The organism is Pseudomonas sp. TCU-HL1 (genome assembly GCF_001708505.1).
In the GTDB taxonomy this organism is placed as follows: Bacteria; Pseudomonadota; Gammaproteobacteria; order Pseudomonadales; family Pseudomonadaceae; genus Metapseudomonas.
In genome coordinates this window covers 6,056,602-6,077,044 of record NZ_CP015992.1, presented here as the reverse complement: position 1 = coordinate 6,077,044, position 20,443 = coordinate 6,056,602, and the positions used below count along the sequence as shown (strand labels likewise).

The following is a 20,443-nucleotide window of genomic DNA, read 5'->3' as shown; positions in this document are numbered from 1 at the left end:
TTCTCGCAACCGCGAGCCCGTTCACCCGCAAGGCCGTTACTTGTAGCTCAGGGTGAAGGTCGCGTGGCCCTTGGCCAACCCCGGCACAATCGTGGGTTGCGTCTGGATGAAGCGTGCGGTCAGGGGAATGGTGAGTGTTTGATTGCCGATCCCCTGGCCATTGGGGACTGGCCACTGGTTCTCGTTGCCGAACTCGCTCGAGTCCGGTCCGTACTTGATCAGGTTGGAGCCATTGAGCACCTGGATGGCGACACCAGAAGCCGAGGAACTGGGGGCAAGGCTCAACTGGTCCGTCCGATTGGCGGGGGTGGTCTGGTCGGTCATCGTCATGTACAGGCTCGTTGTCGCGCCCACGACACCGCCGGAGCATTCCAGCGTGATGGCAAAGGATTTTTCCGGCGACGTTGAATTGACCCCGGAGAAGACAGAGGCGTTGATCTTGCCGAGTGAGACGTTGAGTGTCTTTTGCGTGGCGTTGCAGGTTGGCGTCTGGGGCTTGATTTCGCCGCCAGCGCTCGACCATGAATAGTGCAGAATGTCCTCCATATTACGAGTGCGCCAACGGCCAAATTGCCCTGAGAGTTTTCCTCCAGCGGTAATCGGACCTGTCTTGACAAGTTCCAGTGCCAGGGAGTGCCCATTGATATGTCCGCCCCAGTCTTTGAAGCCGCACTCACCCGGCCAATAGCCGGTGTAACAAGTGCCGATACTTTTAATGCGGAAGCTGATACCTGGGATACCTGAAGCGTAGCGCTGATAACTTTCAAGCGGGACCGTGCCCTCTTGGTGGATATAAGAGTATCCGTCCACGCATTTTGCGCCCTCGCCGCCGACAACACGAATACTGCCGGACCAGAGCGTAGTGTTGTCGGGGACCGTTGGGTCGAAGGTGAACGACGGGGCTTCCATGACAAATTTGTAAGGTCCGTTGGGACAATAAATGGCCATGGCCGTAGAGGGGAGGGCACATAGGGAAATGGCAAGGCTGGCCCACAACAGTGCGTCAGTACATCTACTCATGATCGACTCCGGAATAGGTAAGTGGGGCAGCGCATGGCCCTGCCGAGCGGGGTGTCTCAATTGCTCTGACACAGCGCCGCGAAGCGTTCGTAGGAGAGTTCCTTGTTCACGGGGGGCAGGTCGTAGTTGACCGAGCAACTGTCGCCTTCCCAGCGCACGTCCAGCCGCCCCGAGTCCTTGCTGCCGAACACCAGCAGGCGCGAGCGGTTGTCGACGATGCCCAGGCTTTTGCCTTCCTCGTCGAAGGCCTGGGCGCCGAAGGGGATCTTTTTGCCGGTGTCCAGGCTCAGCTCGAACTGCAGGCGGCGGCCGGTGGCAGCAGCAAAGCGGCCTTTGACCACGGCGCCACGGGTGGGCACGACCATCTGGGCGTTTTCGGTGATTTCGGTGCTGCTATCCAGGGTGGTGGTATCCAGGTTCAGCCAGTTGTAGCGGTAGGGCTGGACGTAGGGCACCACGGCGTAGCCCCGGCTGTCGGTGCGGATCGCGCTGTGGCTGTCGAGGCCGATGCCGCGGGTGTCCGGCACCTCCACCAGGGCGAAGGTTTCGCCCACCGACTGGCCGAAGGTGACGCCGCCGCTGTGCAGCACCACCGAGCCGCTGGCGCCCAGGTCCATGTGCTTGCTATCCCGCGTCCGGCTGTAGTTGGCGCTGAGCGAGGCCCTGGACGTGTCCCAGCCAAGGCCGACGCTGCCTGAGCCGCTGTTGTCCTTGCTGTAGCCGGCCTGGGCGGAATAGCTGACTGTGTCCTGTTCGTCCACGAAGCCGGATACGCCGCTGCGCAGGCTGGAGTCGCCGTTGCGCGAGGAGACGGCGCTGGTATAGGCACGATGCGAATTGGTGCGGCCCAGGGGGAAGCTCACGGATGCGGTGAACTGGGTATCGGCCTGCCCCATGGAACCTGCTTCCTGGGTTCGGGAGACGGCCAGGCTGTAGCTGGCGGCGCGGACGCTGTCGCTGTAGCCGAGCTGCCAGCGGCGGGTGTTGCCCTGGCGGTTCCAGTAGTTGGTTTCGCCCGCACTGACGAACAGCGAGCTGCGCCCGCGTAGCGACTGGTTGATGGTCAGGTCGAAACGGCTCTTCTGCCGGCCGACGCGCTCGCCGCTGATGTAGTCCATGTCTTCCACATGCTGGCTGAGGGTGCGGTAGCCATCGGTGGAGTAGCGGTAGCCGACCATGGTGAAGGTGGTGTCGGTGGCGCTTACCGTCTTCGAATAGAGGAAACGCGCGCTCTGGCCCTGTTTCCGCCCGCCGCGCTGGGGCTTCGACTGGCTGTTGGTGACGTCGAAGGACAACCCGCCGTAGCCCGAGTTGATGCCCACGCCCAGGTTCACCGCGTTGTACTTCTGCGCGGCGAGCAGGCCGCCGTAACCGGTGAGGTTATCGGTGGCGCCATACACCGCCGTGCCCTGGGTGAACGTGGGCGAGGACTGCCCGTCGGTACGGTACTCGCCCGCTGCCACGCCGTAGCGCAGGCTGCCCTTGCGGGTCATCACCGGCAGGTAGGAGTAGGACTGGCTGTAGGTTCGTTCCCGCCCGTCGGCCTCGATGATCTTGATCTGGAGGTCGCCGTTGGAGCCGCTGGGGTAGATGTCGGTGATCTCGAAGGCGCCCGGCGAGACGCTGGTGGAGTAGACCACGTAGCCGTTCTGACTCACTTCGACCGTGGCATTGGTCTCGGCGATGCCGCGCACCACCGGCGAGTAGCCGATCTCGTTGTCGGGCAGCATGCCGATATCGGATTTGAGCTGGACGCCACGCATGCGCACGCTGTCGAAGATATCGCCCTGGGTATACAGCTCACCGAGGGACAGTGTGCCCTTCAACCGGCGGATATCGCGCTCGAGGAAGGTGCGGTTGCTGGTAAACCGGTTGCGCATGCCGGTGCCGCCACTCAGGGACGATTCGTTGCGCAGGCGCCAGCCGAGCAGGTTCAGGCCGTTGCGCAGGCCGATGTAGCGGTAGTCGCTGGTCTGGCCCGGGTTGCTGTTGCGGCTGAAGTTGGCCTGGTAGTTGGTGAAAAGTGCGGTGATGCCGTCGTCCCAGAGTGATGGGTCGACATAGCCCCGCGAGTGCCGCTGCACGTATGCCTGGGGCATGCTTATCAGCAGGGCCAGTTCGTTGACATCGAACTCCACCGATGCGCCCGGGATGAGTGTAGCGATATCCAGTGGCGTGCTGTCGTCCACATCGGCCGGGATGAGGTTCTCCCGCATCAGCCGTGCAACGTCCACGCCCAGTTCCTTGAGCAGGCCGACCCGGATCACCGGGCGAACTTCGCTGCTCTCGGGGTTGGCGCTGAAGTTGATGCCCTGACGGCGGAACATCGTCTGGTTCAGGTAGACGTCGACGTCGTACGAGCCCGGGCGTACCGTGCTGCCCTGCTCGAAGTACTTGAGTTCGACAGGGGCGTCACTGCCTTGGAGAAAATCGGGGTTGAACTCTACCGCCGGGGAAATGGTGGGCAGCGCCAAGCCCAGGGCCATGAAACAGGGCGCCCCGGAATAAGATGAAATCTTGAAGTTGGGCTTTTTCCGGGAGATGGACACGAGATTGTTCCTCTGGATAACTTCCAGGCGTCGACTGGAGATGAGCTTTCAGCATTTGCGAAGAGGCTGATTGATCTGGGTTCAGGGGTGATCAGTTGCTCAAGGCGCTGGAGTGTTTATCGAGGCCACCGAAATCGTTCACGTTCTGGAACTCTATTTTCATGCCACTGGTTGAAGTGACTCCGGTCAGTTCCTTGATATCGAGCTGAAGGCTCGATTTTGGTCTGAGCATGTCCGCGGGTATGTCGTAGGACTTGCTGCCGTTATGTAACTTCACGCTGGCGAAGGACACATGGAATGCCGAGTTGTTGGTCACTTCCATCCTGGGTTTTCCGCCTTGCTGGATCAGGCGCCATTTCAGCTCCTTGGGGGCATCTGCAACGGTTCCCGGCAGCCCGGCCGGACGGTAGAAAACCTTGATGCGCTGGCGCAGGGCGATCTGCAGAGTGTTGTCGTTCGCCGATTTCTGCGGAATTTCCTGGACGCTCAGCCGGAACACGGATTCCCGGTCAGTCGGCAGGCCTTGGCCCTGGAACAGGATGCGCAAGGTCTGCTGCTTGTTGGCACCCAGTCGGCTGAGGTTGGGCGTAATGGCGAAAGGCAAGTCCTGGGCGTCATCGGGGCCTTCGATTTCCATCCAGGACTGGATCATGACGTCTTGCGGGGCCTGGTTTCTCACCAGGATCGACGTCTCCTTGGCGGGTGCCTGCAGCACGACCCGGGTGCCACTCAATGTGATGCCTGCGTTGGCCAGGCCGGAAGACAGCAACAGCAGGCCGGCCCAGAGGGTTCTGGAAGACAGTAGTTTCACGTTGATCTCGCGTCTGGAAGCGGGGGGGTATGGAAGTACCCCGCCGCTTGAGGCTGGACTTCGGCTCTGTACGAAAAGTGCCTGCGGGCTTCGCGCGTGATGCTGCGTTGAAATCGGCCTCAGAATGCTCATTTACAATGCGTAAACTGCGCTTCTTCGGCCGATCTCGCCTTGCCTGACCTTCGCTCGACGACTTTTCGTACAATCCTTATTTGTAAGTCAGGGTGAACGGCAGGGTGCCGTTGGCGATGCCGGGTGTGGGTGCAGCGGCGCTGGATTTCACGTAGCCCGCTCGCATGGACAGCGAGGCTTTGTAGTTGACCGGAGTAGTACCACTCGCGACCAGAGGGGTATCGATGGATTCGTTGGCGGAGAGGTTCAGCAGATTGCCGTCATCGTCATAGAGGCCGATGCCGACACCTGAGGCGCTACCAGTGGTTTTCAGCAGGTTGAAATTCTTGGCGTCGATGCCGGAGCCGGATTTCGGGTCGAAACGCAGCATGACGGTGGTCAGGCCGCCGCCGGTGTTGCCGCAATCCAGTTCCAGGTTGATCGCGGTACCGGCGGCGATACCGCCGCCGGCAGTGCCGCCCAAGGCGTCGATGGGCACCTTGCCCAGGTTGACGTTGATGATTTGGTTGCCCTTGTTGCCGGTAACGCTGGTGCCGGCGCCGCCGGTGACTTTGCAGGAGGCGGAGGTGAGTTCACCGGAGAAGTTGATGGTGCCGTCGGCAGCCATCGCGGAGTTGGCCAGGAGGCCGGCTACAGCCGTGGCCAGTAGACCTTTCATGGAGATAGTCAAAATTGAGCTTCCTTATTTCTGATTGAGGCGATTCGTGATCGTGCTCCGTAAGAGCCTCGGAAAGTTTAAGGAAGTTGAAATGTGCAGCAATTAGTTAAGATCTGTCTGTCTGGAGGAATTGGCCTTTTCTTCCTGTAGGTTTTTTCGCGAAAGATTCTGACTGAATTTCTGTCTTGACTGATTGTACGGCAGGCGATGCGAGTTAATGATTGATCTTGTTGGTTAGGGTTTGTATGTAGATTCTGGCAATAATTTCTGATGAGTTAAGGGCGTATGTCAGGTTGTTTGTTTAAGTTTGCTAGTTTGACGTGCGTGGGACGGTTTTAATTGGAATGGCTTGCAGCGAAAGTGGGGTTACATTTGAACTTGGGAAACCATGATCGGATGTGGACGGCACGCAAGGAGGATGGGCGTTTGTAGGGTGCGCCGCGCGCACCAGCGATAGTTGGGCTCACGACTGTCCCGCTTCTGACGCCGAACCGGTGCGCATGGCGCACCCTACCGCGAAAGGGCCGCGCAGCGGCCCCCCGTAGGTTGGTCCGAGCGCAGCGAGGCCCAACATGGCCAGTCACAGGCACCGCAGCGTTGGGTTTCGCTGCGCTCTACACCAACCTACCAGAGCTGGCCCCCCGCCTGTGGGGGTGAATTCATTCGCGAAAGGCAGTGCAGCAGCCCCGCTGTTGGTGGGCTGAAGCCCACCCTTGTATCTCGACTTGAGCCTCCTCAGAGGCGATAGTCCCCGACTGATCATCGGGGGAGGAACCGCAAGCCGTGTCCACCCTAAAGCCTCGAGCTTGTAACGTAGATTGCGCTGCGCTCCTCCGCACTCATCCAGTAAGTCCGAACGGTATCCAGAGCTTTGAGCTCGCATCAACAAGGTAGGACGGATGCAGTGACGATCAGCCCTTCACAGGAGGACATGATGGGAGTTGTTATCGGCATTGATATTGCCAAGCACACATTCGATATCGCCACCTTGCAAGCCAACGGCAAGTACCGCACCAAGGCCAAGCTGGGCAATGACCAGGGCGGTTTCGAAGTTTTGCAGCAGTGGTTGAGTAAGTACGCAGAGCCGCAGGCCTGGGTCGTGATGGAAGCGACAGGTATTTACCACGAGGCCCTTGCCCAATGGCTGTACGAACGGGGTTACAAGGTCTGCGTGCTAAACCCTAGCCAGACGGCGCGTTACGCCAGTAGCCAGTTGCAGCGCGTGAAGACCGACAAGGTCGATGCCAAGATGATTGCAGAGTACGGCCGCAGGCATCAGGACAAGCTGCGTGCCTGGGAGCCTGAAAAGCCGAAGATTCGCCGCCTCAGAGCACTTACGCACCGCCTGAAAGATCTTCAGGAGCTGGAGCAGATGGAGCAAAACCGTCTGGATGTGACGCATGATGACAAAGCTATTGAATTGATTCAGTCGATGCTCAAGCACATCCGCCAACAGATCCAGGACACGCTGGCGGCGATCGAAAAACACTTCGACGACAACGATGATCTCAAGGGGCAGCGGAACCTGCTCAAGAGCATCGATGGCATTGCAGACCGAACCGCGGGACTCTTGCTGGCCGAGCTTGGCGATATCCAGCGCTTTGAGGACAGTCGAGCGGTCACCGCCTTTGCAGGACTGAACCCGAAGTTGCAAGACTCAGGCACGCTCAAGGGCCATGTTCGTATCTCGCGGATGGGCTCTGCCAGGTTGCGCGCAGGACTCTATCTGCCAGCCGTCGTATCCCTGACCTACAACCCAGCTATCCGCGCGCTGGCCGAGCGCATGCGCAGCGCCGGTAAGGCCGGCAAACAGATCGTCTGCGCAGCCATGCGCAAGCTGCTATGCATCGCTTATGGCGTGCTTAAATCAGGCGAGCCGTTTGATCCCAAACTGGCTATTGCGAAGTAAAAAACAAGACGGTATCTACGGACCGGACGCCAGCAACTCCCGCAGGCTCAGCGCACGACATGCAGGAAGTGCAGGTGCTTTTCGTACTGGTCGAGCAGATCGCCGATGACTTCCTCGCGGCTCCAGCCCATGACGTCGTAGTCCTGGCCACCTTCACCCAGGTATACCTCGGCGCGGAAGTACTTGCGCGCGTCGGCGTTTTCCTCGCCACCGTCGCGGGTGACGAAGCGCGGCAGGAGCAGGGCGCGCGGACGTACCTCGTAGCTGAAGTCCACCTCGGCACCGTGACCAACAGTCAGCTTGCAGCGGCCGTCATCACCGTTCTGAACGTCCACGTCATAGCCTTGCTTGCGCAGCTCTTCCGACACGTCCAGGCAGGCGGGACGCACCACTTCTTCGATGAAGCGGGTGACATGAGCGCGGCGCGGGAACATCAGGCTGTTGCGCAGGCGTCGCTGCCAGCCGCCGTGCTGGATTGGGGCCGGGCGCGAGAGGTTGAGCGCCTGGTAGCGGATTCCGCGTTTGGTGGCGTCCCGGCGCAGGGCCTTGAGCAGGCCCCAGGTCGCGGCCAACAACACCACGGAGAAGGGCAGGGCGCTGGCGATGGTGGCAGTCTGCAGGGCCTTGAGGCCGTCGGCCAGAAGCAGGGCCATGGCCACCACGCCCATCAGGATCGACCAGAACAGACGCTGCCACAGTGGGGTCACTTCGCGCCCGCCGGAGGCCAGCATGTCCACCACCAGGGCGCCGGAGTCGGCCGAGGTGACGAAGAACACCACCACCATCAGCACTGCCACCAGCGACAGGAAGCTGGAGAAGGGGAACTGTTCGAGGAAGGCGAAGAGCGCCAGCGAACTGTCCTGGGCCACGGTTTCGGCGAGGCTGCTGATGCCCTGGGTGAGCACCATGTGGATAGCGGTGTCGCCAAACACCGTCATCCACAGCAGGGTGAAGCCGGCCGGCACGAAGAGCACGCCGCAGACGAATTCGCGGATGGTGCGACCACGGGAAATGCGCGCAATGAACAGGCCGACGAAGGGCGACCAGGACAGCCACCAGCCCCAGTAGAGCAGGGTCCAGCCGCCAATCCAGTCACTGGACTCGTAGGCGTAGAGATTGAAGGTCTTGCTGACGATCTCCGAAAGGTAACCGCCGGTGTTCTGCACGAAGGTCTTGAGCAGGAACACCGTCGGCCCCAGGACCAGCACGACCAGCAGCAGGAGCACCGCCAGGACCAGGTTCAGCTCGGAGAGGATGCGGATACCTTTGTTCAGGCCGCTGGCGACGGAAAGGGTGGCCAATGCGCAGGTGACGGCAATCAGCAGGATCTGCACCGGCACACTGACCGGGACGTCGAACAGGTGGTTGAGGCCGCTGTTGATCTGCAGGACGCCGTAGCCCAGAGAGGTCGCTACGCCGAACACGGTGCCGAGAATCGCAAAGATATCCACAGCGTGGCCGATGGGGCCGTGAATGCGCTCGCCAATCAGCGGGTAGAGCGCCGAGCGCAGGGTCAGCGGCAGGTCGTGGCGGAAGCAGAAGAAGGCGAGGATCAGCGCAACGATGGCGTAGATCGCCCAGGCATGCAGCCCCCAGTGGAAGAAGGTGAGCTTCATCGCCTCCTTGGCGGCGGCCACCGTGTTGGGGTCGCCCACCGGCGGGTTGGCGTAGTGCATCAGGGGTTCGGCAACGCCGAAGAACATGAGGCCGATGCCCATGCCGGCTGAGAACAACATGGCGAACCAGGTGCTGTTGCGGTAATCGGGCCGGCTGTGGTCAGGGCCGAGCTTGATGTCGCCAAAGCGGCTGATGGCGAGGAACACCACGGTGATCAGGATCAGCGCCACAGTCAGGACGTAGAACCAGCTGGCATTGACGAAGATCCAGTCCTGGAGATGGCTGAAAAAGCGCTGGGCCTGGTCGCGGGCGAGGGTGCTGTAGAGCACCAGGGCGAGGATGAGTAGGGCGGAGCCGAAAAAGACCGGCGGGTTGAGGGTGGATTGCGAAGACGAACGTGCCTCCATTGAGCTAGCTCTCCTTTTGATCGGATGGCCGCCAAGGGCGGAAGGCGCGGGATTCTAGCAAGATCGATAGAAAAAGTCTCTTGGTGTTATTTTTTCAATAGTTTTCATTGCTTCAGGTCAGGCTTTCCGGGCGGTACTGCAGCGCCTCTCCGAGGTGATGGCGGGCGATCTTTCCAGACTGTTCCAGGTCGGCCAGGGTACGCGCCACCTTGAGAATGCGGTGGGCCGCGCGCAGGGAGAGATTGAGGCGTTCACAGGCCTCTTCCAGCCAGATTCGGTCCGCGCTATCCAGCGCGCAGTGCTGGCGCAGGCCCTTGAGGTCGAGGAAGGCGTTCGCGCAGCCCTGGCGCTGGAGCTGAAGGTGGCGGGCTTGCGCCACTTCGGCGGCGGCCTCCGCACTGCCGGGGCCCGACTGGGTGGGTGGCTCCAGGGCCGTGGCCTCGCGGGCAACGGTCAGGTGCAGGTCGATCCGGTCGAGCAGGGGCCCGGACAGCTTGGCCCGATAGCGCTGGATCTGTTCCGGGGTGCAGCGGCAGCGCCCGCCGGGATCGCCGAGATATCCACAGGGGCAGGGGTTCATGGCCGCCACCAGTTGGAAGCGCGCCGGGAAGCGCACCTTGTCATGGGCCCGGGCGATGACGATTTCGCCGCTCTCCAGGGGCTCGCGCAGGACCTCCAGGACCTTGCGATCGAACTCGGGCAATTCGTCGAGAAACAGCACCGACAGAAGGGGAACCTCTGAATTTTACGAGTTTGCGCAAGCACCTGATTGGGGTGAGGTATTCACGAGCGCGAGCTCGTAGATTGTTTTCGCAAAGGTTACGAATGAAAGAGGAACGACACAGCTAGGGCTAGAGGCCAATCTCCTTCAGTTCTCTGCGGACTCTCTCCAGCACTTCATCGGCGTTTGCAATGCTGTCGGAGGAGAGGTACCCCGCGAGAATGACACTGACTGGATGCACGCCCAGCACATCAGCCATCTGCTCAATTTTGTCGAGTGATGCGCTCCATCGGCCACCCTCGAGATTGCTGATGTAGGGCTGGCTCGGTCCCATGCTTTCTTGAGAAATGTTCCTTTTGAGCCGATACGACTTGAGCGCCGCACCAAGCGCACGCTTGAGTTCCGATCGCATTTCAACTGCTCGCAAAAGGAACGATGAAGCCGTCTTGGTGCATCTTGTTCTATACTATGAATAGTATATTTAGAGATCGGCTCATGTTTCTGACTCACCAGCACTCGAAAATCGATCAATACGAACTCTTTGGAGACGACCCTACGGCGTGGAGCTGCGTGGAACACAACATTCACCGCCCCTGGTTCTACGTCGGCACCACTGAGTTGGCAGAAGACTTTGATCTCCATCCAATGCTGATGCTGAGTAACGAACGCCTTCTACAGTCACTCGTGGCAGATCAAGTGCATGGGCTGCGAATGGACAGCGTCCTGTTGGTCACCCCTGACCATCTCAACCAATCAGGCCGCTGGTTGATGGAACCGTTGGAATCGATTGAGCGGATTGAGTCCGCTGCAGGTGTTGCGTACTCCTATCAGGTCCAAGGCGATAGGACGTACATCTATGGGGATGCAGAAGCTGCAACGCTGCAGGGCGCACGCCGGGTAACGCTGTTCAGCTCTTCGATGCTCTCGAGCTCGCCACTATAAGACTCTAAGGTCGTTACACACCGCTCCGCTTTTGGCCGATAAGGCCCAATCGACCGATTCGCTACCAGCAGATCCGGTCGTTCGGCCCAATCATTAGCGAAAAACGCATGATTTGCTATCCAGCTAAATCAGACTTAACAGCTAATGAAAACGGTCATCGCCATGTTGCCGATGGACCCTAGCAACGGGGGCCATCCAGGGAAATGATCCTGCTGTCAGTTGAGCGTGCCCTGGATAGGAATCCCGTTAATTTTCAGACTTCTGTTTGCTTTCTCGAGAGGGTTCTTCCAATGCGTATCCAAACGATTAGCTACCTCAAGCAGCACGCAGCAACGCTGGATCTCGACGAACCGCTTTGCATCACCCAGAACGGTCTTCCCACGATGGTCGTTCAGTCCTTCGAGCAGTATCAACAAACCCAAGAGGCCATCGCGCTGGTAAAGCTGCTCAGCATGGGTGACAAAGACATCGAGAGCGGCCGACACTTCACCGGCGACGAACTCCTGCAGAAGCTGGCGAGTCGCGCCACTCGCACTGACAACTCAGGCCTCTGAAATGGACGTCGGAGCCGGCTGCTGTCGGCCCAGGCCGTGTAAAAACGTTGGCATCGACCTTGCTGAGATTTGATGGAGTCAATCTCAGCAGGGTTAGCCATGAAGGGTTTCATCCAGGAAGAACATCGAGGTCAAAGCACACTGCTGCCCAAGAGCCTGGATGACTACGTGGCGGACAACATTGCGCTGTCGCCGCAAGATGCCGCCACGCAACACTCGCCATTGCTCACCTCTGGCACGCCCATAGGAGTCTGACCCCCCTTCCTCCCGTTGAATAGACGCAACGGGTTGGCGTGCAGTAAGTGATAAAAAGGTTGAAACGTTTGAAGTCGTGGGCACGGATGCCCACCTCGAACCCACCAATCACCAATTCCGTGCAGTGAATGTCGATAGTGATCTGAAGTCAGGTTCCCACCAAACGCCACGAAGGATACTCGACAGTCCGCTCTCAGACTGCAAGACCGACCACGTGCTCCATGCCAGTCTTAAGCCAGTTTCTGGGCCAAATTCTCAAGTCTGGATTGCAGGACCGGCTTGTACTTGGCATCAGTCGCCAGTTCACACGCCGTCTTCGCACTGTCGATAGCTTCCTCCCACCGGCCTAGAGCTTCGAAGCATTGACTCAGTTGCTCATGGTAGATGGATAGCCGTCTCTGGGCCTTAGCATCTTGAGTCGCCAGAGCAAGAGCTTGCTCTGCGGTAGCCCGTGCCTCCTCATGCATCCCTGACGCCAACTCCACCTTTGACTTTTGATAAAGAAGCGTAAGCGTCCAGCCAAGTCACCTTCCGAACTCCAGCATTAAGGGCGATGGTGTCCGCGTATTTTTAAGCGGACGCGATAGCCCTTATCGCCGGGATTTCCATGCGCCAACGAAGCTCTTACCCCAAACCGTTCAAGGCCCAGGTTGTTCAGGAGTGCCTGCAACCCGGTGCGACCGTCTCCAGCGTTGCCATCAGCCACGGCATCAACGCCAACGTCATTCGCAAGTGGCTGCCGCTTTACCGAGATCAGCCACCAGCGGCGTTGCCGGCGTTCGTTCCATTGAGGGCCATGCCTAAACGAACAACTGAGGCGTTCGCAATCATTGAGTTGTCCCTTGGCGAGCAAGCGGTCACAGTGAAATGGCCAGCCTCCGATCCTGAAGGCTGCGCCTGCTTTGTGCGTGGGCTCACCCCGTGATCCGCATCGATACCATCTGGCTCGCCACCGAGCCGATGGACATGCGCGCCGGTACCGACACCGCGTTGGCGCGTGTGGTGGCCGTGTTCGGTGCGGCGAAGCCGCACTGCGCCTATCTCTTCGCCAACCGCCGCGCCAACCGCATGAAAGTCCTGGTGCATGACGGCGTGGGTATCTGGCTGGCTACGCGGCGCTTGAACCAGGGCAAGTTTCACTGGCCGGGCATCCGGCACGGCTCGGAAGTCGAACTCGGCACCGAGCAACTTCAGGCTTTGGTACTGGGTCTACCCTGGCAGCGGGTCGGTGCAGCCGGCGCGATCACAGTGCTGTAGCACCTGCCATTAGCCCATCGGTTTATCTCCGCTGACCGCCTGCTCTGGCACAATCAGCGGCATGACTGCCTCGCCCAATCTCGACCAACTGACACCTGAACAGCTGCGCGCACTGGCCGCGCAGCTGCTCACGCAGGTCGACATGATGGGTAAGAAGATCCACCGCGACCAAACGGTTATCGAGAACCTCACCCACGAAATCGCCATCCTCAAGCGGCACAAGTTCGCCAAGCGCAGCGAGCAACTGAGCCCTGACCAGGGCAGCCTGCTGGAAGACCTGCTCGACACCGACATCATGGCCATCGAAGCCGAGCTGAAAGCCGTCAATCCTACGGTTGCCCCAGCCGAACCACGCCAACAGCCCAAGCGCACACCGCTGCCAGCGCAATTCCCGCGCACCGTGATCCATCACGAACCGGACACCACCCAGTGCGCCTGCGGCTGCCAGCTGCAACGCATCGGTGAAGACGTCAGCGAAAAGCTGGATTACACGCCGGGCGTGTTCACCGTCGAACAGCACGTACGTGGGAAATGGGCCTGTCGCCAGTGCGAAACACTGATCCAGGCACCAGTGCCGGCCCAGGTGATCGACAAGGGCATCCCCACCGCCGGCCTCCTGGCTCACGTGATGGTGGCCAAATTCGCCGACCACCTGCCGCTGTACCGGCAGGAAAAGATCTTCGGCCGTGCCGGCCTGGCTATCGCTCGTTCGACGCTGGCGCAGTGGGTCGGGCAAACCGGCGTGCAGCTCCAGCCGCTGGTCGATGCACTGCGCGAAGCCGTGCTGGGCCAACGCGTGATCCATGCTGACGAAACCCCGGTGCAAATGCTCGCGCCGGGCGAGAAGAAAACCCATCGGGCTTACGTCTGGGCCTACAGCACCACGCCCTTCGCCGATCTGAAAGCCGTGGTCTACGACTTCAGCCCCAGTCGTGCCGGCGAGCATGCGCGCAACTTCCTCGGCCAGTGGAATGGCAAGCTGGTCTGCGACGACTTCGCTGGCTACAAGGCCGGTTTCGAGCAAGGCATCACCGAAATCGGCTGCATGGCCCACGCCCGCCGCAAGTTCTTCGATCTTCACGCGGCGAACAAAAGCCAACTGGCCGAACAGGCACTGCACGCGATTGGCGGCTTGTACGAAATCGAACGGCAAGCACGGGACATGAGCGATGAAGAACGCGGGCGAATACGGCAGGAAAAAGCTTCGCCGATCCTCGACGCGCTGCATGACTGGATGCTGGCCCAGCGTGATCGGGTGCCCAACGGATCAGCAACGGCGAAAGCCTTGGATTACAGCCTCAAACGCTGGCTGGCACTGACTCGCTATGTCGAGGATGGTGCTGTGCCCATCGACAATAATCCGGTCGAGAACCAGATTCGGCCATGGGCGCTAGGCCGCTCGAACTGGTTGTTTGCCGGATCGCTACGCAGCGGAAAACGAGCGGCGGCGATCATGAGCCTGATCCAGTCGGCCCGCATGAACGGACATGATCCGTATGCCTATCTCAAGGATGTGCTGACACGACTGCCGACGCAGCGGGCAAGTGAGATCGATCAACTGCTGCCGCATCAGTGGATACCTGCCTGAATCACGCAAGGTGAGTTCGGCGTACGCTTACAAAGAAGCCAGTGATCGCGCAAGTCTTCTGGAACCTTCGTGATTGCGGCCAATGCCTCCGGCTGGTTGCCTGCCGAGTGAAAGGTTTTTGCTACCAAACGCGCCACGTAAGGCCTTTCGCCTGAAACACTGCCTAGCTCCCTGGCAAATGCGACTGCGGCGATACTTAGCTTCTTTGCCAACTCCTCTTTGCCGCCGAATCGTGCAGCGCTTGCAATGTTCGTCAAACCTTCGCAAGCGTTCTCCCATTGCCGCCGATCCACAGAGCCGGGAAGAATCGCGAGCATGTCTGGAAAAGCTTCAGCTACAGCCAGGCAAGCATCTGCGTGGTGGTAGCCAAACACGGATGTCAGCGCAAGAAATGCCTCATAGAACTGGTCAAAGCCTTCCAGTGCGGACAGAGCGACCACCTCTGCAAGCTTCTTGACGGTATCAGGATCCTTCGCCAAGTTCTTGCTGACATCTGCGTAGGATCGAAGTCGGCTCAATGCAGCTAGAGAAACACGAAGCGGCACGGCATAAGGATTTTCGAGGATGTCCTTCATCAGGGCTTCAATAGCGTTTTCGCCTTCGCTCTTGATCGCCTTGTTTGCGTTTTGCTGGGTTCCCATGTGCGCAATTTGCCCATAAGTGGCATGCCATTCCGGCTTTTCACTTAGCAGGCGCTGGAAGCACTCCATGGCCGCTTCGAGCTGCCCACAACGACGAAGAGCTTTGCCCTGGTGGTGCAACAACTCTGCACGAACGTCAAGATCTGTCGCTTCTTGGGCGATCTTTCCATACTCATCTGCGCAGGCCTGATAGTAGGCAGGCCGCTCTTCTTGAGGCAGTGAGTACGAGTAGGCCTCCTTGCTATCGACGATGCAAAGCAGCTCGGCAATAGGAGTGTCCGTGCGCAGCGGGCGTTCATGTATACGGCCAAAGCAATCGGCTGTGACTCCACGGTCCATCTGCAGCAGTGCATATGTCAGCCAGCCGGGGCTACGCTCACCGCAATGCTTACTGGCTTCGAGCAATTGGGAGGCACATAGGTGTATTTGCCTCATCACGCTGGGCACCATCTCGCCAGCATTCAACTCAACGTATCGTTCAACAGCATTGGCGAGCTCGCTCCCATCCTGAGCCTGGCGTACGGCTCCGCAGATCAGATCGTGGACAGTCAATGTGTAGGGTGTCGCCGCGCGATTAAGAAGTGCTAGCCGCTGCAAGGAGCCGCGTGCACTCGGGCCGATGAATCCTGTAAGAAACTGCGAGTCATAAGTCGTGCATCCGCTGTTGGCAATCTTGAGAAGAGCGTTTTGGTTCGGCTCGCTCAGACGCTGCAGTATCCGCGCCATGATGGGCCGGCCATCCTCCTCATGCGCCGCGTTAGGCATCTGTAGGACTTCGTGGTACAGATCCTCCTTTGGAATATCGTCTAACTCAGTCATCTGTCGCGCTACGGCGAGAATCAACGGCGAGAATCGGCATGCTTCGACGAATCGGCGGCATATTTCGCTAGCCTTGCCTTCGTCCTCTCCGAGGATCCGAAAGGCTGTCTGGAGCGACAATTGCGGTACCTGCGTATGGATCGCGCCACGCAGATCGCCTATTTGGGAAGTGACGACCACCCGCCCGCCGCGAGCGAATCCGGCCTCAAGTTCGGTGAAGGACTCTATTGTCACAGCTCGTGAAAGGTCATCCACGATCAAGAGCGTTCTCGAGGAGTTGAAGATGCCCGCAACGTTGATTGCAACGCCGCCGCGCGTTCGCTTGATCGCACTGAGCGGCACCTCACGCTTCCAGTCTTCACCAGCGATCCAGATGTAGTTCTCGTACTCGGCGAGGGTCTTGTGTACGTAATCTATGGCCGCTTGGGTTTTGCCGGAACCGCTGAGCCCGTGCAATACGCAGACCTGCTGGCCGGACGCAAAGTGACGCTCAATTACGTCTAGAAAAAGTTGCTCAGACTGGTGGTTTGCACAGGCAGGAGGAACGCGCCCGTAGTATTCGTAGTTGTCCAGGTTTTGCGCGAAGTCGGGGAGGAACTGGCGGTAGTAGTCGGCCGCATTTGTATTATCCAGAGATCCTTGAAGGATGTTTTTGGCTAGCTCGCGTGCATCCAGAAAGACTACTCGTCCGGAGTGCAGCTTCCCGAGGTCGGATTGATTGAACTTCGCCCTGAATGACGCGGGCTCCTCCTCATGCGATACCAGATAAATCCTCTCTGGCGGAGTGCTACCGCTTAGCTTCAAGGCGTGCTTGATGTCCTTCTCAATCTTGTCGAACCGGTTGAGTTTCTTGCGACCCGAGGCGTCCTCAAAATACCCCTCCTCAGTGCTGTACTCGCCCACCACCCGAAAGTCTTGAGAAAAGGTATCGACGGTGTACCCAACTGGCTTGTAGTCCTTGTTGACGCCGTGGTGTACCAGTTGGGTAGATTCGATGGACTCGATGACCTTGTGGCCTATGAGCTCCAAGGATGTAGCGTCAATATCAGCAAGCTCTTCAATCAGGTCTTTGGTGACCCGCTTCCTTATGAACTCGGACATTCTTCCCCCTGATTGAACCTTAGCGATGCAAGCTTGCGAGCACTTGAGCTCTGCATCAGCCTGACAAATCGTCAGTCTATCGCACTGAGCGATACAACCGGAGGTTCAACGCGTGGTCGCGCAGCGGCAGACATGGGACCACTAGACCAGCGTCTCATGAGGAAATCAGGAGGCAATTGTTTCGCTGCAGGCGATCGAACTGTCCGAGGCGCCGCCCATGTGCTACTTGGGCGCGCCTTCAGAGCATTTTCCAAGTTGATCGTTGACCAGTTCCAGCCGGCGCAGAAAGCAGCACCGGAGGTTCTTGTAACCTCCGGTGCCTAGAATGCCCATGTGGCCACGGATAGCAGCCACCGGCATCCTTGGGTAGGTCATTGACCTAATGAAGATCCTGTGCTCCTTGTGGGTGCAGCAGGTAACCCTGCGGATGCAGAGGGTGCAACGTCTCCCCACAACAACTGAGCTAACAGTTAACGCCGAAGCGGGAGAACTCGTGCTCGGGTCGCAGGCGGGAACTCTCATCCTGCAAATATGAGTGGATGGCGCGAATTGCCCCATCCAGCCATCGAATCTTTAAGTACCAAATAGGAAAGCCTTGCCGCGCCAATTGCCCGCCCTGCACGGGTTTCCTTATGGCAGTTATGCAAAAGGACAATGCCAAGGCGACACTGGATGCCTGTACTCACAAATGCCAGGTCATCGCGAAATAGCAAACCAGTGAACTGTTCTGTAGCAATCCTGAGCGCGGCGCAGGCCTTGGGGAGTGCCGTCATCGATTCCTCCGCTGCCTCGACAACAGAGTTAGGCCGGTTCAGTCCAACGGCGCAGTCGATACGGTGGCGGCATTTGCTCGAAGCCACTGATGGTCGTGTCCAGACTCTTCCAGCGACCATCCTTGATCCCGTAGATACAGCCATGGATCGAAAGACTCTGACCCCGGTGCCAGGCGTTCTGCACGATATTGGTGTGCGCGACATTGGCCACTTGTTGAATTACGTTCAACTCGCACAGGCGGTCGACCCGCTCTTCTTCCGTCGCCAGCTTGTTCAGTTCCACACGGTTCTCGTAGTACAGATCGCGAATTGAGCGCAGCCAGCCATCGATCAGACCAAACTGGCGGTCCTCCATTGATGCACGCACACCGCCGCAACCGTAATGGCCAGTGACCAGGATGTGTTTGACCTTGAGAACGTCCACCGCGTACTGGATCACCGACAAGCAGTTCAGGTCTGTGTGCAGCACCACGTTGGCCACATTGCGGTGTACGAACAGGTCGCCGGGCAGCATGCCCACGATCTCGTTAGCCGGCACCCGCGCATCCGAACATCCAATCCAGAGGTATTCGGGCGTTTGCTGACGAGCCAGCTTGGCGAAGAATTCTGGATCCTTCTGTTTAATCGAATCGGCCCAGCGCGCGTTGTTTTCAATCAGTTCTTGTAGATCGTTCATGTTCAAACCTCTCTATAAGATCCGCAGCTACAGGAAATAGAATCGGCAAATGCCTTCTGCTATGCCGGCTCGTTTGCAAATCCGTCAGATCCGAAATCCGCCCACCAACTGTTGAAGCCGTGTGGCCTGCTGGTCGAGGTCGGCGCAGGCACGTAGGGTGGCCTGAAGGTTTTCCACGCCGGCCTGGTTGAGGGTGTTGATCTCGGTGATGTCCATGTTCAGCGAGTCGACCACGGCGGTCTGTTCCTCGGTGGCGGTGGCCACCGACTGGTTCATGCCGTCGATCTCGCCGATGCGGTGGGTCACGCTGCCCAGGCGCTCACCGGCCTGGTTGGCGATTTCCACGCTTTGCTCGCTGTAGCGCTGGCTCTCGGTCATGGTGGTCACCGCTTCGCGGGCACCGACCTGCAGCTCCTCGATCATCTGCTGGATTTCCTGCGCCGACTCCTGGGTGCGGTGCGCCAGGTTGCGCACCTCGTCGGCGACCACGGCGAAGCCTCGACCGGCTTCACCGGCGCGAGCAGCTTCGATGGCGGCGTTGAGCGCCAACAGGTTGGTCTGTTCGGAGATGCCTTTGATCACTTCAAGGATCTGGCCGATGTTCACCGTCTTGCTGTTCAGCGTCTCGATGTTGCCGCAGGAGGCGCGGATCTTCCCGGACAACTCATTCATCGCGACGATGGTGCGCTCCACCACCTGACGGCCGTCCTCGGCGAGGGTACGCGCGGAGGACGCCTGGTGCGAGGCGTCGGCGGCGTTGCGGGCGATCTCCTGGGCGGCGGCACCGAGTTCGTTGATCGCGGCGGCGACGCTGTTGGTGCGGTTGGCCTGCTCGTCGGAGTTATTCATGGACGAGTTGGACGCATTGAGCACCAGCTTGGCGACCTGGTTGACCTGGGTGGTGGCCGAGGACACTTCGCGGATCGAACCGTGGATACGCTCGACGAAGCGGTTGAAGGCGCCGGCCAGCTCGCCAAACTCGTCCTGGGTATGGATCGCCAGGCGGCGGGTCAGGTCGCCTTCGCCCAGGGCGATGTCCTGCATGGCGCGGCCCATGGTGTGCAGCGGCTGCATCAGCACGCGGATCAGCATGCCCAGCAGGATCATGATGATCACCACGGCGATCAGGGTGGCGATGAGGGCCGACGCGCGGAACTCGTTGAGCATGGCGTAGGCCTTGTCCTTGTCCACCGATACGCCGATGTACCAGTTGACCGAGGGCAGGCCTTTCACTGGGGCGAAGGTGAGGATGCGCGTGGTGCCGTCCACGTCGACTTCGCTGAAGTCGGTGCTGATGGCGGGCGTGTTCTGCGGGTAGATGTCCCGCAGGGTCTTCATCACCATGTCCTTGTTCGGGTGCACCAGGATCTTGCCGTCGGCGCTGACCAGGAAGGCATACCCCATGCCGTCGAAGTCCAGCGCGTTGATGATCCGCACAAGCGTTTCAAGGCTTAGATCACCGCCTGCGACGCCGACTGACTGATCGGATGACATCACGGGAGTGGTAACTGACACCACCAAATTGCCGGTAGCTGCGTCAACGTAGGGCTCTGTGAGTCTGGTCTTCCCGACTGTCAGCGTGTCCTTGAACCATGGACGCGTGCGGGGATCGTACCCTGACGGCATCTCGGTATTTGGATTTACAAGAAATCCACCATCGCTGAACCCCATGTAAGTCAGGCTGAACGTTTGGCGTGCTGCGGGTTGAGACAGGACCGATGCGATGCGCTCCCGGCGCGGATCTAGCTCGATGCTTTGCCTCAAACTCTCGACCAGCAGGATTCGCCCCTCAAGCCAGCTACTGATGTTTTGCTCAGTGACAACACCGATATCATGGAGATAGCTTTCCAGATTTCTTTTCGTACTTCTCGTTTGCGCTTTGTCGACGTATACGGTAAATGCAAAAAAAACAACCAGAACGGTGGCCGAGGCTGCAAAGAGTATTTTATGGGAAAACCTTAATCGTGCCGGCACAGGATTTCTCTTAAGTAAGAAATTGGTGTTCATCTTCGC

The 20,443-nt window shown here is 59.2% G+C and carries 17 protein-coding genes and 2 pseudogenes; 7 read left to right on the top strand and 12 right to left on the bottom strand.

From position 1 onward, the window contains the following. Nucleotides 1–36: 36 nt before the first annotated feature. The 4 genes from THL1_RS29380 to THL1_RS27695 all read right to left on the bottom strand — a co-directional run bounded on the left by THL1_RS29380 (nt 37) and on the right by THL1_RS27695 (nt 5,170). Nucleotides 37–1,020 (bottom strand): fimbrial protein, encoded by a 984-nt coding sequence (locus THL1_RS29380; RefSeq protein WP_083246030.1) that lies wholly within the window; start codon nt 1,018–1,020, stop codon nt 37–39. A gap of 56 nt (nt 1,021–1,076) precedes the next feature. Beyond that, nucleotides 1,077–3,569 carry a fimbria/pilus outer membrane usher protein gene (locus tag THL1_RS27705; RefSeq protein WP_069086233.1) on the bottom strand — a complete coding sequence of 831 codons (2,493 nt, stop codon included), beginning with the start codon at nt 3,567–3,569 and terminating at the stop codon, nt 1,077–1,079. Between the two features lie 91 nt (nt 3,570–3,660). Then, a complete protein-coding gene (locus THL1_RS27700) occupies nt 3,661–4,380 on the bottom strand; it encodes a fimbrial biogenesis chaperone (RefSeq protein WP_069086232.1) in 720 nt (239 codons plus the stop codon). A gap of 208 nt (nt 4,381–4,588) precedes the next feature. After that, nucleotides 4,589–5,170 carry a fimbrial protein gene (locus THL1_RS27695; protein ID WP_069086231.1) on the bottom strand — a complete coding sequence of 194 codons (582 nt, stop codon included), beginning with the start codon at nt 5,168–5,170 and terminating at the stop codon, nt 4,589–4,591. A 904-nt stretch (nt 5,171–6,074) separates the two neighbouring features. Here THL1_RS27695 and THL1_RS27690 point away from each other — a divergent pair. Further along, nucleotides 6,075–7,079: an IS110 family transposase gene (locus THL1_RS27690; protein ID WP_237234751.1), complete on the top strand. Its 1,005-nt coding sequence runs from the start codon at nt 6,075–6,077 to the stop codon at nt 7,077–7,079. Nucleotides 7,080–7,126: 47 nt separating this feature from the next. On the opposite strand, the gene THL1_RS27685 is transcribed toward THL1_RS27690, so the two are convergent. The 3 genes and pseudogenes from THL1_RS27685 to THL1_RS27675 form a co-directional block, all read right to left on the bottom strand. Further along, nucleotides 7,127–9,103 carry a BCCT family transporter gene (locus tag THL1_RS27685; protein WP_069086229.1) on the bottom strand — a complete coding sequence of 659 codons (1,977 nt, stop codon included), beginning with the start codon at nt 9,101–9,103 and terminating at the stop codon, nt 7,127–7,129. Between the two features lie 112 nt (nt 9,104–9,215). Continuing rightward, nucleotides 9,216–9,824 (bottom strand): annotated as a pseudogene (locus tag THL1_RS27680) (ATP-binding protein); the annotation flags it as partial. 130 nt (nt 9,825–9,954) lie between these two features. Beyond that, nucleotides 9,955–10,236: a helix-turn-helix domain-containing protein gene (locus THL1_RS27675; RefSeq protein ID WP_069086228.1), complete on the bottom strand. Its 282-nt coding sequence runs from the start codon at nt 10,234–10,236 to the stop codon at nt 9,955–9,957. 83 nt (nt 10,237–10,319) lie between these two features. On the opposite strand from THL1_RS27675, the gene THL1_RS27670 reads away from it, so the two are divergent. The 3 genes from THL1_RS27670 (at nt 10,320) to THL1_RS31515 (ending at nt 11,575) form a co-directional block, all read left to right on the top strand. Further along, nucleotides 10,320–10,766: a hypothetical protein gene (locus tag THL1_RS27670; protein ID WP_145928403.1), complete on the top strand. Its 447-nt coding sequence runs from the start codon at nt 10,320–10,322 to the stop codon at nt 10,764–10,766. Between the two features lie 290 nt (nt 10,767–11,056). Continuing rightward, the gene (locus THL1_RS27665; RefSeq protein ID WP_069086651.1) at nt 11,057–11,320 is read left to right on the top strand and encodes a type II toxin-antitoxin system Phd/YefM family antitoxin; all 264 of its coding nucleotides are present in this window, start codon (nt 11,057–11,059) and stop codon (nt 11,318–11,320) included. 99 nt (nt 11,321–11,419) lie between these two features. Beyond that, a complete protein-coding gene (locus tag THL1_RS31515) occupies nt 11,420–11,575 on the top strand; it encodes a hypothetical protein (protein ID WP_161490993.1) in 156 nt (51 codons plus the stop codon). Nucleotides 11,576–11,805: 230 nt separating this feature from the next. Here THL1_RS31515 and THL1_RS31510 read toward each other — a convergent pair. Next, nucleotides 11,806–12,078, bottom strand: a pseudogene (locus THL1_RS31510) (tetratricopeptide repeat protein); the annotation flags it as partial. A gap of 104 nt (nt 12,079–12,182) precedes the next feature. Here THL1_RS31510 and tnpA point away from each other — a divergent pair. The 3 genes from tnpA (at nt 12,183) to tnpC (ending at nt 14,420) form a co-directional block, all read left to right on the top strand. Then, the gene (gene tnpA, locus THL1_RS27655; RefSeq protein WP_069081357.1) at nt 12,183–12,500 is read left to right on the top strand and encodes an IS66-like element accessory protein TnpA; all 318 of its coding nucleotides are present in this window, start codon (nt 12,183–12,185) and stop codon (nt 12,498–12,500) included. Next, complete coding sequence (gene tnpB, locus THL1_RS30875; RefSeq protein WP_069081356.1) at nt 12,497–12,832, top strand: IS66 family insertion sequence element accessory protein TnpB; 336 nt, start codon at nt 12,497–12,499, stop codon at nt 12,830–12,832. Before tnpA ends, tnpB begins: the two co-directional genes overlap by 4 nt. 61 nt (nt 12,833–12,893) lie before the next feature. Next, the gene (gene tnpC / locus THL1_RS27645) at nt 12,894–14,420 is read left to right on the top strand and encodes an IS66 family transposase (RefSeq protein WP_069081355.1); all 1,527 of its coding nucleotides are present in this window, start codon (nt 12,894–12,896) and stop codon (nt 14,418–14,420) included. On the opposite strand, the gene THL1_RS27640 is transcribed toward tnpC, so the two are convergent. From THL1_RS27640 to THL1_RS27630, 4 genes are all read right to left on the bottom strand, one after another. After that, nucleotides 14,402–16,981 (bottom strand): hypothetical protein, encoded by a 2,580-nt coding sequence (locus THL1_RS27640; protein ID WP_069086225.1) that lies wholly within the window; start codon nt 16,979–16,981, stop codon nt 14,402–14,404. The genes tnpC and THL1_RS27640 overlap by 19 nt on opposite strands. Before the next feature lie 518 nt (nt 16,982–17,499). Continuing rightward, a complete protein-coding gene (locus tag THL1_RS30005) occupies nt 17,500–17,754 on the bottom strand; it encodes a hypothetical protein (protein WP_145928402.1) in 255 nt (84 codons plus the stop codon). A 28-nt stretch (nt 17,755–17,782) separates the two neighbouring features. After that, entirely contained in the window at nt 17,783–18,430 is a 648-nt protein-coding gene (can, locus tag THL1_RS27635) for a carbonate dehydratase (RefSeq protein WP_069086224.1), read from the bottom strand. Nucleotides 18,431–18,514: 84 nt separating this feature from the next. Further along, the gene (locus tag THL1_RS27630) at nt 18,515–20,404 is read right to left on the bottom strand and encodes a methyl-accepting chemotaxis protein (protein ID WP_145928447.1); all 1,890 of its coding nucleotides are present in this window, start codon (nt 20,402–20,404) and stop codon (nt 18,515–18,517) included. Nucleotides 20,405–20,443 lie beyond the last annotated feature (39 nt).

Excerpts from the sequence above, each read along its gene's own strand:
- THL1_RS29380 (WP_083246030.1), bottom strand. The coding sequence starts at position 1,020 with ATGAGTAGATGTACTGACGCACTGTTGTGGGCCAGCCTTGCCATTTCC.
- THL1_RS27695 (WP_069086231.1), bottom strand. The coding sequence starts at position 5,170 with ATGAAAGGTCTACTGGCCACGGCTGTAGCCGGCCTCCTGGCCAACTCC.
- THL1_RS27685 (WP_069086229.1), bottom strand. The coding sequence starts at position 9,103 with ATGGAGGCACGTTCGTCTTCGCAATCCACCCTCAACCCGCCGGTCTTT.
- THL1_RS27675 (WP_069086228.1), bottom strand. The coding sequence starts at position 10,236 with ATGCGATCGGAACTCAAGCGTGCGCTTGGTGCGGCGCTCAAGTCGTAT.
- THL1_RS27670 (WP_145928403.1), top strand. The coding sequence starts at position 10,320 with ATGTTTCTGACTCACCAGCACTCGAAAATCGATCAATACGAACTCTTT.
- THL1_RS27665 (WP_069086651.1), top strand. The coding sequence starts at position 11,057 with ATGCGTATCCAAACGATTAGCTACCTCAAGCAGCACGCAGCAACGCTG.
- THL1_RS31515 (WP_161490993.1), top strand. The coding sequence starts at position 11,420 with ATGAAGGGTTTCATCCAGGAAGAACATCGAGGTCAAAGCACACTGCTG.
- tnpA (WP_069081357.1), top strand. The coding sequence starts at position 12,183 with ATGCGCCAACGAAGCTCTTACCCCAAACCGTTCAAGGCCCAGGTTGTT.
- tnpC (WP_069081355.1), top strand. The coding sequence starts at position 12,894 with ATGACTGCCTCGCCCAATCTCGACCAACTGACACCTGAACAGCTGCGC.
- THL1_RS27640 (WP_069086225.1), bottom strand. The coding sequence starts at position 16,981 with ATGTCCGAGTTCATAAGGAAGCGGGTCACCAAAGACCTGATTGAAGAG.
- THL1_RS30005 (WP_145928402.1), bottom strand. The coding sequence starts at position 17,754 with ATGACGGCACTCCCCAAGGCCTGCGCCGCGCTCAGGATTGCTACAGAA.
- can (WP_069086224.1), bottom strand. The coding sequence starts at position 18,430 with ATGAACGATCTACAAGAACTGATTGAAAACAACGCGCGCTGGGCCGAT.